This window comes from Thauera sp. GDN1 (assembly GCF_029223545.1).
Taxonomy (GTDB): domain Bacteria; phylum Pseudomonadota; class Gammaproteobacteria; order Burkholderiales; family Rhodocyclaceae; genus Thauera.
Genome location: NZ_CP097870.1, coordinates 1207039 through 1221824, shown reverse-complemented (window position 1 = coordinate 1221824; position 14786 = coordinate 1207039). Strand labels below are relative to the sequence as shown.

13 protein-coding genes are annotated in these 14786 nt (G+C 69.0%); 12 read left to right on the top strand and 1 reads right to left on the bottom strand.

Annotation, left to right across the window (positions count from 1 at the left end):
* Positions 1-10: 10 nt before the first annotated feature.
* From CKCBHOJB_RS05535 to CKCBHOJB_RS05505, 7 genes are all read left to right on the top strand, one after another.
* Complete coding sequence (locus CKCBHOJB_RS05535) at positions 11-796, top strand: enoyl-CoA hydratase/isomerase family protein (RefSeq protein WP_281051017.1); 786 nt, start codon at positions 11-13, stop codon at positions 794-796.
* Between the two features lie 111 nt (positions 797-907).
* Positions 908-1915: a 1,2-phenylacetyl-CoA epoxidase subunit PaaA gene (gene paaA / locus CKCBHOJB_RS05530; RefSeq protein WP_281051016.1), complete on the top strand. Its 1008-nt coding sequence runs from the start codon at positions 908-910 to the stop codon at positions 1913-1915.
* Positions 1912-2208 (top strand): 1,2-phenylacetyl-CoA epoxidase subunit PaaB, encoded by a 297-nt coding sequence (gene paaB / locus CKCBHOJB_RS05525; protein ID WP_004299876.1) that lies wholly within the window; start codon positions 1912-1914, stop codon positions 2206-2208. Before paaA ends, paaB begins: the two co-directional genes overlap by 4 nt.
* The gene (paaC, locus tag CKCBHOJB_RS05520; protein ID WP_281051015.1) at positions 2208-2990 is read left to right on the top strand and encodes a 1,2-phenylacetyl-CoA epoxidase subunit PaaC; all 783 of its coding nucleotides are present in this window, start codon (positions 2208-2210) and stop codon (positions 2988-2990) included. The genes paaB and paaC overlap by 1 nt, the downstream gene beginning before the upstream one ends.
* Positions 2991-3001: 11 nt before the next feature.
* Entirely contained in the window at positions 3002-3511 is a 510-nt protein-coding gene (gene paaD, locus CKCBHOJB_RS05515; protein ID WP_281051014.1) for a 1,2-phenylacetyl-CoA epoxidase subunit PaaD, read from the top strand.
* Between the two features lie 16 nt (positions 3512-3527).
* Complete coding sequence (locus tag CKCBHOJB_RS05510; RefSeq protein ID WP_281051013.1) at positions 3528-4625, top strand: 2Fe-2S iron-sulfur cluster-binding protein; 1098 nt, start codon at positions 3528-3530, stop codon at positions 4623-4625.
* A gap of 174 nt (positions 4626-4799) precedes the next feature.
* Positions 4800-7460 (top strand): bifunctional acetyl coenzyme A synthetase (ADP forming), alpha domain/GNAT family N-acetyltransferase, encoded by a 2661-nt coding sequence (locus CKCBHOJB_RS05505; RefSeq protein WP_281051012.1) that lies wholly within the window; start codon positions 4800-4802, stop codon positions 7458-7460.
* A gap of 76 nt (positions 7461-7536) precedes the next feature.
* On the opposite strand, the gene CKCBHOJB_RS05500 is transcribed toward CKCBHOJB_RS05505, so the two are convergent.
* A complete protein-coding gene (locus tag CKCBHOJB_RS05500; protein WP_281051011.1) occupies positions 7537-8259 on the bottom strand; it encodes a 16S rRNA (uracil(1498)-N(3))-methyltransferase in 723 nt (240 codons plus the stop codon).
* A gap of 50 nt (positions 8260-8309) precedes the next feature.
* Here CKCBHOJB_RS05500 and CKCBHOJB_RS05495 point away from each other — a divergent pair, with 50 nt between their 5' ends.
* From CKCBHOJB_RS05495 to CKCBHOJB_RS05475, 5 genes are all read left to right on the top strand, one after another.
* Positions 8310-9119: an inositol monophosphatase gene (locus tag CKCBHOJB_RS05495; RefSeq protein WP_281051010.1), complete on the top strand. Its 810-nt coding sequence runs from the start codon at positions 8310-8312 to the stop codon at positions 9117-9119.
* A 102-nt stretch (positions 9120-9221) separates the two neighbouring features.
* Entirely contained in the window at positions 9222-10097 is an 876-nt protein-coding gene (locus tag CKCBHOJB_RS05490) for a phosphoribulokinase (RefSeq protein ID WP_281051009.1), read from the top strand.
* 148 nt (positions 10098-10245) lie between these two features.
* Positions 10246-12261 carry a transketolase gene (gene tkt, locus CKCBHOJB_RS05485; protein WP_281051008.1) on the top strand — a complete coding sequence of 672 codons (2016 nt, stop codon included), beginning with the start codon at positions 10246-10248 and terminating at the stop codon, positions 12259-12261.
* A 136-nt stretch (positions 12262-12397) separates the two neighbouring features.
* Positions 12398-13426: a type I glyceraldehyde-3-phosphate dehydrogenase gene (gap, locus tag CKCBHOJB_RS05480; protein WP_281051007.1), complete on the top strand. Its 1029-nt coding sequence runs from the start codon at positions 12398-12400 to the stop codon at positions 13424-13426.
* A gap of 67 nt (positions 13427-13493) precedes the next feature.
* Complete coding sequence (locus CKCBHOJB_RS05475) at positions 13494-14678, top strand: phosphoglycerate kinase (protein ID WP_281051006.1); 1185 nt, start codon at positions 13494-13496, stop codon at positions 14676-14678.
* The last annotated feature ends 108 nt before the right edge of the window (positions 14679-14786 follow it).

The window sequence follows — 14786 nt, the reverse complement described above, 5'->3', positions numbered from 1 at the left end:
GGACAGGGCCATGAATTACGAAACCCTCGCCATCGAACGCCGCGGCGCGGTCGCCACCATCTGGATGGACCGCCCGGAGGTGTTCAACGCCTTCAACGAGCAGCTCATCGCCGAGCTCGCTGCCGCCTGCGTCGAACTCGACGCCGACGCCAGCGTGCGCGTGGTGGTGCTGGCCGGTCGCGGCAAGCACTTCTCGGCCGGCGCCGACCTCAACTGGATGCGCCGCGCCGCCGACAGCACCGAGGCCGGGAACCTCGCCGATTCGCGCAAGTTCGCCGCCATGCTGCGCGCGCTGTCCGGGATGTCGAAGCCGACCATCGCCCGCGTGCAGGGTGCGGCGCTGGGTGGTGGCACCGGCCTTGCCGCAGCCTGCGACATGGCGATCGCGGCGGACAATGCCAGCTTCGCGACCTCCGAGGTCAAGTTCGGCATCATCCCCGCGGTGATCAGCCCCTACGTGCTGCGTGCCATCGGTCCGCGCCACGCGCTGCGCTACTTCCAGAGCGCCGAACGCTTCGGCGCCGCGGAAGCCGAAGCCATGGGCCTGGTCAACGAGGTCGTCGCATTGGATGAACTCGACGCGGCGCTCGACCGACTGGTCCAGGCACTGCTCGCCTGCGGGCCGCAGGCCCAGCTCGCCGCCAAGCAGCTGATCGCGGCCCTGTCGGGGCGGCCGATCGACGACGCGGTCGCAGAGGAAACCGCCATCCGCATCGCGCGCCAGCGCGCAACCGACGAGGCGCGCGAAGGTTTCGCCGCCTTCTTCGACAAGCGCCCGCCGGCATGGATGGCATGAACACCCGCTGCGCCCCGGGCGCGGCGGACCATTGAGGAGAGGGCGGGCCAGATCCACGTCCCGCGTTCCGTTCCGGTATCCCCCGGAGCGGTGTTTGCTAGGAGGAAACACATGTACACCCAGGCAATGGACATTCCGGACGAGTCCGGAAAGAAACTGGCCCCGGTCGCCAATGCGCCGAGCGACCAGGAAGCCGCATTCGAGGCCCGCATCGACGCCGACGGCCGCATCGAGCCGCAGGACTGGATGCCCGAGGCCTATCGCAAGACCCTGGTCCGCCAGATCAGCCAGCACGCCCACAGCGAGATCGTCGGCATGCTGCCCGAGGGCAACTGGATCTCGCGCGCCCCCAGCCTCAAGCGCAAGGCCATCCTGATCGCCAAGGTCCAGGACGAGGGCGGCCACGGCCTCTACCTGTACTCGGCGGCCGAGACGCTGGGCACCAGCCGCGACCAGATGCTCGAGGGCCTGCACTCCGGCAAGGCCAAGTACAGCTCGATCTTCAACTACCCGACCCTGAACTGGGCCGACGTCGGCGTGATCGGCTGGCTGGTCGATGGCGCGGCGATCATGAACCAGGTCCCGCTGTGCCGCTGCTCCTACGGCCCCTACGCCCGCGCCATGGTCCGCGTGTGCAAGGAAGAGTCCTTCCACCAGCGCCAGGGCTACGAGGCCCTGCTGGTGATGATGAAGGGCACCGACGAGCAGCGCGCGATGGTGCAGGACGCGGTCAACCGCTACTGGTGGAAGTGCCTGGCCATGTTCGGGCCGCCGGATGCCGACAGCCCGCACAGCGCGCAGGGCATGCGCTGGGGCATCAAGCGCATCAGCAACGACGACCTGCGCCAGAAGTTCATCGACGCCACCGTGCCGCAAGCCAAGGTCCTGGGCGTGACCCTGCCCGACCCCGAGCTGAAGTGGAACGAGGCGCGCCAGCACTACGACTACGGCCAGATCGACTGGGCCGAGTTCTGGAACACCGTCGAAGGCAACGGACCGTGCAACAAGGAACGCCTGGCCACCCGGGTCAAGGCTCACAACGATGGCCAGTGGGTCCGCGATGCGGCTCAGGCCTACGCCCGCAAGCAAAAAGAACGCGCACTGAAGGAGGCAGCATGAACACCCCCGCACTCAAGGATTGGCCCCTCTGGGAAGTCTTCGTCCGCAGCAAGCAAGGCCTCGAGCACAAGCACTGCGGCAGCCTGCACGCGGCCGACGCCGCCCAGGCCCTGCACATGGCGCGCGACGTCTACACCCGCCGCCAGGAAGGCGTGAGCATCTGGGTGGTGCCCTCGGTGGCGATCACCGCCAGCAACCCGGACGACAAGGGCGAACTGTTCGACCCCGCGGCCGACAAGATCTACCGCCATCCGACCTTCTACGAAATCCCTGAAGAAGTGGGGCACATGTAATGAGCACGCCGATCGACTACCTGCTGCACCTGGCCGACAACGCCGTCGTGCTCGGTCAGCGCAACGCCGAATGGTGCGGGCACGGCCCCATCCTCGAGGAAGACATGGCGCTCGCCAACGTCAGCCTCGACCTCATCGGCCAGGCCCGCCTGCTGTACCAGCGCGCGGCCGAGCTGATGGGCGGCGACGCGACCGAGGACAAGCTGGCCTACTTCCGCGGCCCGCACGAGTTCCGCAATTACACGCTGCTGGAACTCCCGCACCACGGGCCGCTGGTCGGCTACGCCGCGGCCGACCGCGACTACGCCACCACCATCGTGCGCAATTTCCTGTACTCGGCGCTGATGGTGCACGTGTGGGACGGCCTGCAGCAGTCCGCCGACGCCAGCCTCGCCGCGATCGCCGCAAAGTCGCTGAAGGAAACCAGCTACCACCTGCACCATTCGCGTGACTGGCTGGTGCGCATGGGCGACGGCACCGAGGAATCGCACGCCCGCGCCCAGGCCGCGGTGAACCACCTCATGCCCTACACCGAGGAGTTCTGGACCACCAGCCCGGCCGAAGGCGCCGCGGTGGCGGCCAAGATCGGCATCGACGTGTGGGCGCTGCGCCCGGCCTGGGATGCGCTGGTGAACGACGCCCTGGCCGAAGCCACGCTGACCCGCCCGAACTTCCACGGCTACGTGACCGAGGGCAAGATCGGCCTGCACTCCGAGCACCTGAGCTACCTGCTCGGCGAGATGCAGGGCCTGGCCCGCGCCCACCCGGGCGCCACCTGGTAAGGACGAAGGCCATGAGCAGCGTCGTGGACAAGATCTGGGCCACCCTCGAGCCCCTGACCGACCCGGAGATCCCGGTGGTGACCCTGCGCGAGCTGGGCATCCTGCGGGACGTGCGGCAAACGCCGGCGGGCATCGAGGTGGTCATCACCCCGACCTACAGCGGCTGCCCCGCCATGGGACAGATCGAGGACGACGTGCGGGCGAGCCTGGAACAGGCCGGCATCGAGGCGCGGGTGATCACCCAGCTCGCGCCGGCCTGGACCACCGACTGGATGAGCGACGAGGCGAAGGAGAAGCTGCGCGCCTACGGCATCGCCCCGCCCCACCGCACCTGCGGCAGCGGCGCCGGCGAGGTCAGCGTGCTGAAGTTCGTGCGCCGGCAGCCGACCGAGGCGGTCGCCTGTCCGCAGTGCGGCTCCACCCACACCGTCGTCACCTCCGAGTTCGGGTCCACGGCCTGCAAGGCGCTGTACAAGTGCCTCGACTGCCAGGAGCCCTTCGATTACTTCAAACCCTATTAAGGTCGGAGCACACACAATGTCCGCACTCCGTTTTCAAGAACTCGCCGTCAAGCGCGTGAGCCCCGAGGCTGCCGGCGCGGTGGCGATCACCTTCGCCATCCCCGAGGCCGAGCGCGAGCGTTTCGCCTTCGAGCCGGGCCAGTTCCTCACCCTGCGCGCCACCATCGACGGCCAGGACGTACGCCGCAACTACTCGATCAGCAGCCCGCGCAGCCGCCTGGCCCGCGACGGCGAGCTCGAGATCGGCATCCGCCCGGTCGAGGGCGGCCTGTTCTCGAACTGGGCCACGCGCGCCATCAAGGCCGGTGACACCATCCAGGTGATGCCGCCCGATGGCCGCTTCGTGGTCAAGAAGAAGCGTGCGATCCACCGCGTCGGCTTCGCCGCCGGCTCGGGCATCACGCCCATCCTGTCGATCGCCGCGAGCACGCTCGAGGAGCAGCCGGACTCCAAGTTCACGCTGATCTACGGCAACCGCCGCATGTCCACGGTGATGTTCAACGAGGACCTGCAGGACCTCAAGGACCGCTACCGCGACCGCCTGACCATGATCCATGTGCTCTCGCGCCAGGCGCAGGAAGTCGATCTGCTGCAGGGCCGCATCGACGGCGACAAGGTGCGGGCGATCATCGACGCCCTGCTCCCGGTGGGCAGCATGGACGAGGTCTTCATCTGCGGCCCGGACGAGATGATCACCGCCACCGAGAACGCACTCGTCCAGGCCGGCGTGCCCGCCGACCGCATCCGCACCGAGCGCTTCACCGCCAACCTGCCCGCCGGCGCCCACCCGGTCGGCGCCTCGAGCACCGCCGAGGCGGTCGCCGCGGCGGCCAAGGACATCACCATGACCCTGGTGCTGGACGGCAAGGAGCACGAGATCGCGATCGGTCCGGACGAGCACCTGCTCGACGCCGGCCTCAACGCCGGTCTCGACCTGCCCTTCTCGTGCAAGGCCGGCGTGTGCTGCACCTGCCGCGCCAAGGTCACGGAAGGCGAGGTCGTGATGGACAAGAACTTCACGCTCGAGGCCGACGAGGTCGCGCAGGGCTACGTGCTGAGCTGCCAGGCGCGCGCCACCACCAAGCGCCTGAGGATCAGCTTCGACGAGCGCTGATCCGGCTTGCGGGCCGGCGGCGCCCGCAAGCCCCTGCAGCATCCGACGGCCGTCTCGACGGCCGTTTTTCATTGCCGTCGGCGCCAGGGACGCGGCCGGCTGATACAAGTCAAATCTCGATCACAAACAAACTGGTATCACTTCATTCCCCATCCAACCTGCAGCGCGCACACCATGGCCGGCCCCCACGCTCTGAGCACCGCCTTCGAACCCGCATCGATCGCCGTCATCGGCGCTTCCGACGCGCCGGGTTCGGTCGGGCGCATGATCTTCCGCAACCTGATGGAAGGCGGCTATCGCGGCAGCCTGTATGCGGTCAATCCCAAGTACGAGAGCATCCAGGACCATCCCTGCCACCGCTCGATCGAGGACATCGGCCGCCCGGTCGATCTCGCCATCATCGCCACCCCGGCGCGCGTGCTGCACAGCGTGACCGCGCAGTGCGGGCGCAGCAGGGTGCGCAACGCGGTGATCGTCAGCGCCACCGGGCACACGCTCGAACGCCGCATCATCGAGACCGCGCGCGAGACCGGGCTGCGCCTGCTCGGCCCCGGCAGCATCGGCATCGCCCGTCCCGGCAGCGGGCTCAATGCCGCGCTCACCCGCATCACCGTCAAGCCCGGCGAGATCGCCCTGGTCTCGCAATCGGGCGCGATGTGCTCGGTCGTGCTCGACTGGGCGCTGACCAACGGCGTCGGCTTCTCCTCGGTGATCTCGCTCGGCGGCACGGTGGACATCGACTTCGGCGAAACCCTCGAGTACCTGACCCACGACCTGCAGACGCGCTACATCCTGCTCTACGTCGACCATGTACGTAACGCCCGCCACTTCATGAGCGCGCTGCGCTCGGCCGCGCGCGTCAAGCCGATCATCCTGCTCAAGGCAGGACGCCACGGCCACGCCGATGGCAGCACCCCGGCCGCCGCCACCGCGGCGCTGGCCGACGTGGTGTTCGAGGCCGCGATGCGCCGCGCCGGCGTGGTGCGGGTGCAGAACGTGGACCAGCTGTTCTTCGCCACCAAGGCCCTGTCCTGCGGCTTCCGTCCGCGCGAGGACAGCCTCGCCATCGTCTCCAACGGCAGCGGCCCGGCCGACCTCGCCGCCGACCGCGCCAAGGACCTCGGCACCGGACTGGTGAACCTAGGCTCGCCGACGATCGCCGCGCTCGAGCGCCTGGGCGGTCGCGAGCGCCGCACCCACAACCCGCTCGACCTCGGCGGCGACGCCAGCGCGCAGCTCTACCGCGACGCCATCCTCGCGCTCGCCGAGGACGGCGCCGTGTCGAACCTGCTGGTGATCCTGTCGCCGCACGCGCTCGTCGATCCGGTCGAGGTCGCGCAGGAGATCATCGACCTCGCCGCCCAGGTGCGGCTCAAGCTGTGCTGCTGCTGGATGGGCGGCGGCCAGGTGGCCGAGGCGCGCACCCTGCTGGAGAAGGCAGGAATCCCGGTGTTCTCCTCGCCGGAGGCGGCGATCGAGCTGTTCCACAACATCTCGCGCTTCCACCGCAGCCAGACCCTGTTGCTGCAGACCGCCGGCGGGGGCAGCGCCACCGCCTGGCGCCGCAGCGGTGGCGCGCGCGTGCTCGTCGAGAGCCTGCTCAACCAGCGCCGCCACATCCTGTCGGCCATGGAGTCGAAGGCGCTGCTGCGCAGCTTCGGCATTCCGGTCACCCACACCACGGTCGCCCGCGATGCCACCGAGGCGCTGTTCGTCGCCGAACAGGTGGGCTTCCCGGTGGCGATGAAGGTCGACGCCCCCGAAGTCTCCAGCAAGTCCGAGTCCGGCGGCGTGCGCCTCAACCTCAACACCACCGAGTCGGTGTGGAGCGCCTATCACGACATCGTCGACACGGTGCGCATCCGCCACCCCGAGGCGCACATCAACGGCGTGTCGATCGAGCCCTACCTGTACCGGCCGCGCGCGCGCGAGCTGAGCATCCAGGTGCATCGCGACGCGATCTTCGGCCCGGTGATCAGTCTCGGCCCGCACGATGCCTCGGCGCCCCGCACCTTCGCGCTGCCGCCGCTCAACGCGGTGCTGGCGCGCGACCTCATCGACTCGGCCCTGCCCCCAGCGACCCAGGGCCCGCGCAGCCAGCCCGGCACGCTCAACCGCAGCGCGATCGAACAGGTGCTGGTGGCCGTGTCGGATCTGGTGTGCGAGCTGCCCGCGGTACGCGAGCTGGAGATCGGCCCGCTGATCGTGGATGCCGAGGGCGCGATCGCCGCCGACGCGCGCGTGCTCATCGACCAGGGCCTGCCCGCGGGCAGCGACCGCTACGCGCACATGGCGATCCATCCCTATCCGCTGCATCTGGTCCAGGACTGGAAGATCGGTGACGGCCGCGCGGTGCGCACGCGGCCGGTGCGCCCCGAGGACGCGCAGCTGCTGCTCGGCTTCTTCGAGAGCCTGAGCGCGGAAACCCGCTTCATGCGCTTCATGGAGGAAATCGAGGAGCTCAGCCCGGCGCTGGTCGCGCGCTTCACGCAGATCGACTACGACCGCGAGATGGCGCTGATCGCCACCACCCTCGACGAACGCGGCAACGAGCAGATGATCGGCAGCGCGCGCTACGCGCTCGCCGAGGACGGCGGATCGGTGGAGTTCGCGCTGGTGGTGTCGGACGCCTGGCAGCGCTACGGCCTGGGCCGCCGGCTGATGGGCGCCATCATCGAGGTCGCGCGCAACAAGGGCTGTCGCGCCATCTTCGGCGACGTGCTGGGCAAGAACGCCAAGATGCTGCGCCTGATGCAGGGACTCGGTTTCACCGTCCAGCCCCATCCGGAAGACAGCGCCTTGCGCCGGGTGGTGAAACCGCTGCTAGGCAAGTAGGGCGGCCAGGCGGCGAGATGCGGCGCTCGCCGTCGACGACGTGCGACACGTCCGGCCGGAGTACGGGGGCCCTGCCTCAGAAATCGCCCCAGCGGCTCTGCAGCGCGGCGATCGCCGCCAGGCCCGCGGTCTCGGTGCGCAGCACCCGCGGCCCCAGGCGCACGCGGCGGCAGCCGGCGGCGTCGAAGGCCGCCATCTCGCCCTCGCTCCAGCCGCCCTCCGGACCGACGAGCAGATGCACCGCGGCCTGCGGCGCCGGCTCTGCGGCGAAACCCGCTGCGCCGCCGGGCGCGAGCACGTAGTTGAGCGCATCGCGGTGCGCCGCCAGCCAGCTCGCCAGCGGCTGCAGCGGGCGGATCTCGGGGAGGCGGTTGCGGCCGCACTGCTCGCAGGCCGACACCGCCACCTGCTGCCAGTGCGCCAGGCGCTTGTCGGCGCGCTCGCCGGCGAGGCGCAGCACCGAGCGCTCCGCCTGCACCGGCTGGATCGCGCTCACCCCGAGCTCGACCGCCTTCTGCACCACCCAGTCCATCTTGTCGCCGGCCGCCAGGGCCTGCACCAGCACGATGGCGAGCGGCGACTCGCGATCGACCTCGCGGCGCGCCTCGACCTGCGCCCACGCCGCCTTGCCGCGCACCTGCAGCGTCGCCTCGGCCTCCCCGCCTTCGCCGTCGAAGAGCACGATGCGCTCGCCGTCGCGCAGGCGCAGCACGCGCACCGCATGGTGGGCGAGCGCGTCGGGGAGCTCGAGTTCGCCCGCTGCGGGCAGACGGCCGGGAAAGTGGAAGCGTGAAATCATCGTAAGATTATAGGCTGCGCCCCGCCCATCCGACCGGCAAGGAAGTCCCCATGCCCACAGCCTCGCAGCGTCTCGCCCGTGCCCGCGCGCTCGAATCCCTGGTCCGCGACATCGCGCGCGAAGAAATCCTGCCGCGTTACCTGAAGTCCTCGCGCAATCGCAAGGCCGATGGTTCGCTGTTCACCGAGGCCGACCTCGAATCCCAGCGCCGCTTCACCGAGGCGCTGCCGGAGTTCCTGCCCGGCGCGGTGCTCGGCGAGGAGATGACCCCGGCCGAACAGGCCGAACACTGGAACGGGGGTGCCCGCGGCCTGTGGTGCATCGACCCCATCGACGGCACCACCAACTTCGCCAACGGCATCCCGCTGTTCGCGGTGTCGATCGCCTACCTGATCGAGCACGAGCCGGTGATCGGCGTGGTCTACAACCCGATCACCGACGAATCCTTCTACGCCGCGCGCGGCGCCGGCGCCTTCCTCAATGGCAACGAGCTGCCGCTGCGCCAGTGCGCGAGCAGCCTGGGCGACGCGGTCGCCGGCGTCGACTTCAAGCGCATCAGCCATCATCTCGGCGACGAGCTGGCCGTGCGCCCGCCCTACTACTCGCAGCGCAACTTCGGCTCCAGCGCGCTCGAATGGTGCTTCGTCGCCGCCGGCCGGCTCGACGTCTATGTGCACGGCGGGCAGATGCTGTGGGACTACGCGGCCGGACGCCTGATCCTCGCCGAAGCCGGCGGCCAGGCCGAGGCGCTCGACGGTGGCAAGCTGATGTCCGGCCCGGCGATCAAGCGCGGCGTGATCGCCGCCGCCAGCCCGGCGCTGTTCACCGAATGGTCGGCGTGGATCAAGGGGCATTCCTGAGCCCCGGTGCGGCGCGCAGCCGGAAGCCGGCGCCCCTTTTCCGCTGCCCTGCGGCGGCACACAATAAGCGTATTCAGATATACGCCAGCGGCGGAGCACATCATGTCCATGAAGCACCCGATCATCGCGGTCACCGGCTCGTCCGGCGCGGGCACCACGACGGTCAAGCACACCTTCGAAGCCATCTTCCACCGCGAGAACGTCAACGCCGCGATCGTCGAGGGCGACAGCTTCCACCGCTACACCCGCACCGAGATGAAGACGCTGATCGAGGACGCGGAGAACGCAGGCAAGCGCGGCATCAGCCACTTCGGTCCCGAGGCCAACCTGCTGCCCGAGCTCGAGAGCCTGTTCCGCGCCTATGGCGAGGCCGCCACCGGCCGCCGCCGCTACTACATCCACAACGAAGCCCAGGCCATGCGCTGGAACCTGCCGATGGGCACCTTCACCGAATGGGAAGACCTGCCGGTCGGCACCGACTGCCTGTTCTACGAGGGCCTGCACGGCGCGCTGGTGACCGAGAGCGTCAACATCGCCCGCCATGTGGACCTGCTGATCGGCGTGGTGCCGATCATCAACCTGGAGTGGATCCAGAAGCTGCACCGCGACACCAAGCTGCGCGGCTACACCGCCGAGGCCGTCCAGGACACCATCCTGCGCCGCATGCACGACTACGTTCATTACATCGTCCCGCAGTTCGCGTGCACCCACATCAACTTCCAGCGCGTACCGGTGGTCGACACCTCGAACCCCTTCATCGCGCGCGACGTGCCGACGCAGGACGAATCCATGGTGGTGATCCGCTTCAAGGATCCGCGCGGCGTGGATTTCCCCTACCTGCTGCGCATGATCCACGACGCCTTCATGAGCCGCGCCAACACCATCGTGATCCCGGGCGGCAAGCTCGACCTGGCGATGCAGCTGATCCTGACGCCGCTGATCTGGAAACTGATGGAACGCCGCCGGCAGTGGGTCTGAGGCCGCGGACACGGCGCGGGCGGATGCGTCCACGCCACATCCGCCACACCGCGCGGACGGCGTAATCGCACTGCAACATTGCCAACCACAAGGCCTTTTAAGGGATAATTGCGGCCTTTCTAATGTTGGCCTCCGGCCCGAGAACAGCATGCAGTCGACCCGCAACGTCAAGCCCCCGGTCTTCAACCCCATCACCGGTGCGATCCGCGCGCTGGCGATGGACGCCGTGCAACAGGCCAACTCCGGCCACCCGGGCGCGCCGATGGGCATGGCCGAGATCGCGGAAGTGCTGTGGCGTCACCACCTGCGCCACAACCCGGCCAACCCGAAGTGGGCCGACCGCGACCGCTTCGTGCTCTCCAACGGCCACGGCTCGATGCTGATCTACGCGCTGCTGCACCTGACCGGCTACGACCTGCCGATCGAGGAGCTCAAGCGCTTCCGCCAGCTGCACAGCAAGACCCCCGGCCACCCCGAGTACGGCTACGCGCCCGGGGTCGAGACCACCACCGGCCCGCTCGGCCAGGGCATCACCAACGCGGTCGGCATGGCGCTCGCCGAGAAGGTCCTCGCCGCCGAGTTCAACCGCCCCGGCCACGAGGTGGTCAACCACCACACCTATGTCTTCCTCGGCGACGGCTGCCTGATGGAAGGCATCTCGCACGAGGCCTGCTCGCTCGCCGGCACCTGGGGCCTGGGCAAGCTGATCGCCTTCTACGACGACAACAACATCTCCATCGACGGCCATGTCGACGGCTGGTTCACCGACGACACCCCGAAAAGGTTCGAAGCCTATGGATGGCAAGTCTTCCGCGACGTGCAGGGCCACGACCCGGTCGCGATCGAGGCCGCGATCCAGCAGGCCAAGGCCAACACCGCCCAGCCCACGCTGATCTGCTGCAAGACCATCATCGGCGCCGGCGCCCCCAACAAGCAGGACAGCCACGACGTGCACGGCGCCCCGCTCGGCGCCGCCGAGATCGAGGCCGCGCGCGCGCACATCGGCTGGAACCATCCGCCCTTCGAGATCCCGGCCGACGTCTATGCCGCCTGGGATGCACGCACCAAGGGCGCCTCGCTCGAGGCGCAGTGGAACGCCGGCTTCGCCGCCTACCGCGCCGCCCACCCCGAGCTCGCCGCCGAATTCGAGCGCCGCATGGCCGGCAACCTGCCCGCCGACTGGGACGCCCACGTCGCCGCGGTGCTCGCCAAGGTCGTCGACAAGGCCGAGACCATCGCCACCCGCAAGGCCAGCCAGAACGCCATCGAAGCCTACGCGCCCAGGCTGCCCGAGCTGCTCGGCGGCTCGGCCGACCTCGCCGGCTCCAACCTCACGCTGTGGTCGGGCGCCAAGGGCGTCAGCAAGACCAGCGGCGGCAACTACGTGTATTACGGCGTGCGCGAGTTCGGCATGGCGGCGATCGCCAACGGTGCCAGCCTGCACGGCGGCCTGATCCCCTACACCGCCACCTTCCTGATGTTCAGCGAGTACGCGCGCAACGCCCTGCGCATGGCCGCGCTGATGAAGCTGCGCCAGATCTTCGTGTTCACCCACGACTCGATCGGCCTCGGCGAGGACGGTCCCACCCACCAGCCGGTGGAGCAGACCGCCACGCTGCGCCTGATCCCCAACATGGACGTGTGGCGCCCCTGCGACACCACCGAGTCGGCCGTGGCCTGGGCGAGCGCGATCGAGCGCAAGGATGGCCCCACCGCGATGTGCTTCTCGCGCCAGAACCTGCCCTTCCAGGCACGCAGCGCCGAGCAGATCGCCGCGATCCGCAAGGGCGGCTACGTGCTCGCCGACGCCGAAGGCGGCAATCCGGCGGCGGTGATCATCGCCACCGGCTCCGAGGTCGCGCTCGCCATGGCCGCGCAGAAGGCGCTGGGCGAACAAGGCGTCGCCGTGCGCGTGGTGTCCATGCCCTCGACCAACGTCTTCGACCGCCAGGATGCCGCCTACAAGGCGAGCGTGCTGCCCGCGGGCCTGCCGCGCGTCGCGGTGGAGGCCGGCAGCACCGACGGCTGGTACAAGTACGTCGGCCTGGAGGGCCGCGTGATCGGCATCGACCGCTTCGGCGAATCGGCGCCGGCGAGCGAGCTGTTCAAGTATTTCGGCATCACCGCGGAGGCGGTGGTGCAGGCAGTGAAGTCGGTGCTCTGAGGACAGACTGGCGCGGGAGCGGCTCCGGAAGCGGACCGCTCCCGCAGCACATCAGGGCATGGTCCGGCACCGGCCGGCAGGGCATCGGCAAACACAAACACCCGGTTTTCCACCGTTATTTCAGGGAGAAGCATCGATGAGCATCAAGGTCGCCATCAACGGTTTCGGTCGTATCGGTCGCTGCACGCTGCGCGCCATCTACGAGCAGGGCCTGCAGAACGAGTTCGAAGTGGTCGCCATCAACGCCTCCGGCGATCTGACCACCAACGCCCACCTGCTCAAGTACGACACCACCCACGGCCGCTTCGCGACCTCGGTCGAGACCGAGGGCGAGAACGTCATCATCATCGACGGCAAGAAGATCCCCTTCTACTCCACCAAGGATCCCAAGGGCGTGGACTGGGCCACCCACGGCGTGGACGTGCTGCTCGAATGCACCGGTGCCTACACCACCAAGGCCAAGGCCCAGGCCCTGCTCGACCAGGGCGCCCGCCGCGTGCTGATCTCCGCCCCGGGCGGCGACGACGTGGACACCACCATCGTCATGGGCGTGAACGAGGAAGTGCTGCGCGGCGACATGACCGTCGTCTCCAACGCCTCGTGCACCACCAACTGCCTGGCGCCGGTCGCCAAGGTCCTGGCCGACAGCGTCGGCATCAAGCAGGGCCTGATGACCACCATCCACGCCTACACCAACGACCAGGTCACCGTGGACGTGCGCCACAAGGACCTGCGCCGCGCCCGTGCCGCCGCCGCCAACATCATCCCGACCAAGACCGGCGCCGCCAAGGCCGTCGGCCTGGTGCTGCCGCAGCTCGCCGGCAAGGTCGATGGCTTCGCGCTGCGCGTGCCGACCATCAACGTCTCGCTGGTCGACCTCACCTTCACCGCCGAGCGCGCCACCACCAAGGAAGAGATCAACGAGCTGATGACCGCCGCGGCCAAGGGCCCGCTGAAGGGCATCCTCGCGGTCAACACCGAGCCGCTGGTGTCCTCCGACTTCAACCACACCACCGTGTCGTCCACCTTCGACGCCACCCAGACCCGCGTCATCAAGGGCGAGGACGGCTCGGTGCTGGTCAAGGTGCTGGCCTGGTACGACAACGAGTGGGGCTATTCCTGCCGCATGCTCGACGCCGCCCGTGCCTTCTACAACGCCAAGTAAGCCGGCTGGCCATCGCAAACCATCAACGCCCTGTCCTGCAGGGCGTTTTCACGAGACCGAACAGATCATGCAAGTCAAGAAACTCGCCGACCTCGACGTGCGCGGCAAGAAGGTGTTCATCCGCGCCGACCTCAACGTGCCGCAGGACGAAGCCGGCAACATCACCGAGGACACCCGCATCCGCGCCTCGATCCCGTCCATCCGCTACTGCCTCGACAATGGCGCCGCGGTCATGGTCACCTCCCACCTCGGCCGCCCCACCGAAGGCGAGCTGCGCGCCGAGGACTCCCTGATGCCCGTGGCCGTGCGCCTCGGCCTGCTGCTCGACAAGCCGGTGCGCCTGATCCAGAACTGGGTCGACGGCGGCTTCGAGCTCAAGCCGGGCGAGGTCGTGCTGCTCGAGAACTGCCGCTGCAACAAGGGCGAGAAGAAGGACAACGAGGAACTCGCCAAGAAGATGGCCGCGCTGTGCGACATCTACGTCAACGACGCCTTCGGCACCGCGCACCGCGCCGAGGCCACCACCCACGGCATCGCCCGCTTCGCCCCGGTCGCCTGTGCCGGCATGCTGATGGGCGCCGAGATCGACGCGCTGGGCAAGGCCCTGCACGACCCGGCCCGTCCGCTGGTCGCCATCGTCGGCGGCGCCAAGGTGTCGACCAAGCTGACCATCCTAAAGACCCTGGCCGACAAGGTCGATCAGCTGATCGTCGGTGGCGGCATCGCCAACACCTTCCTGCTCGCCGCCGGCAAGCGCATCGGCGAATCGCTCGCCGAGCCCGAGATGGTGCGCGAGGCCCAGCAGGTCATGGACATCATGAAGGCGCGCGGCGCCGAGGTGCCGCTGCCGGTGGACGTGGTGGTGGCCGACGAGGTCTCCGCGCTCGCGCGCGCCAACCGCATCTCGGTGGACGAGGTCGGCCCGCACGACCGCATCCTCGACTTCGGCCCGAAGAGCTCGGCCAAGCTCGCCGACATCATCGCCCACGCCGGCACCATCGTCTGGAACGGCCCGGTCGGCGTGTTCGAGTACCCGCAGTTCGCCGGCGGCACCAAGATGATGGCCTCGGCCATCGCCCACTCCGAGGCCTTCTCGATCGCCGGCGGCGGCGACACGCTGGCTGCGATCGCCAAGTTCGACATCGCCCAGGACGTCGGCTACATCTCCACCGGCGGCGGCGCCTTCCTCGAGTTCCTCGAAGGCAAGACCCTGCCCGCGATCGCCGCCCTGGAAGCGCGCTACGCGGACTGATCTCCAGCGCAGCACGCCTGCCCCCGAAGGCCGTCCTGCGCGACGGCCTTTTTCCTGCCTGCGGCTAGAATGTCGGCTTGCCCACCCGCTTGCGCCGCGCGCGCCGAG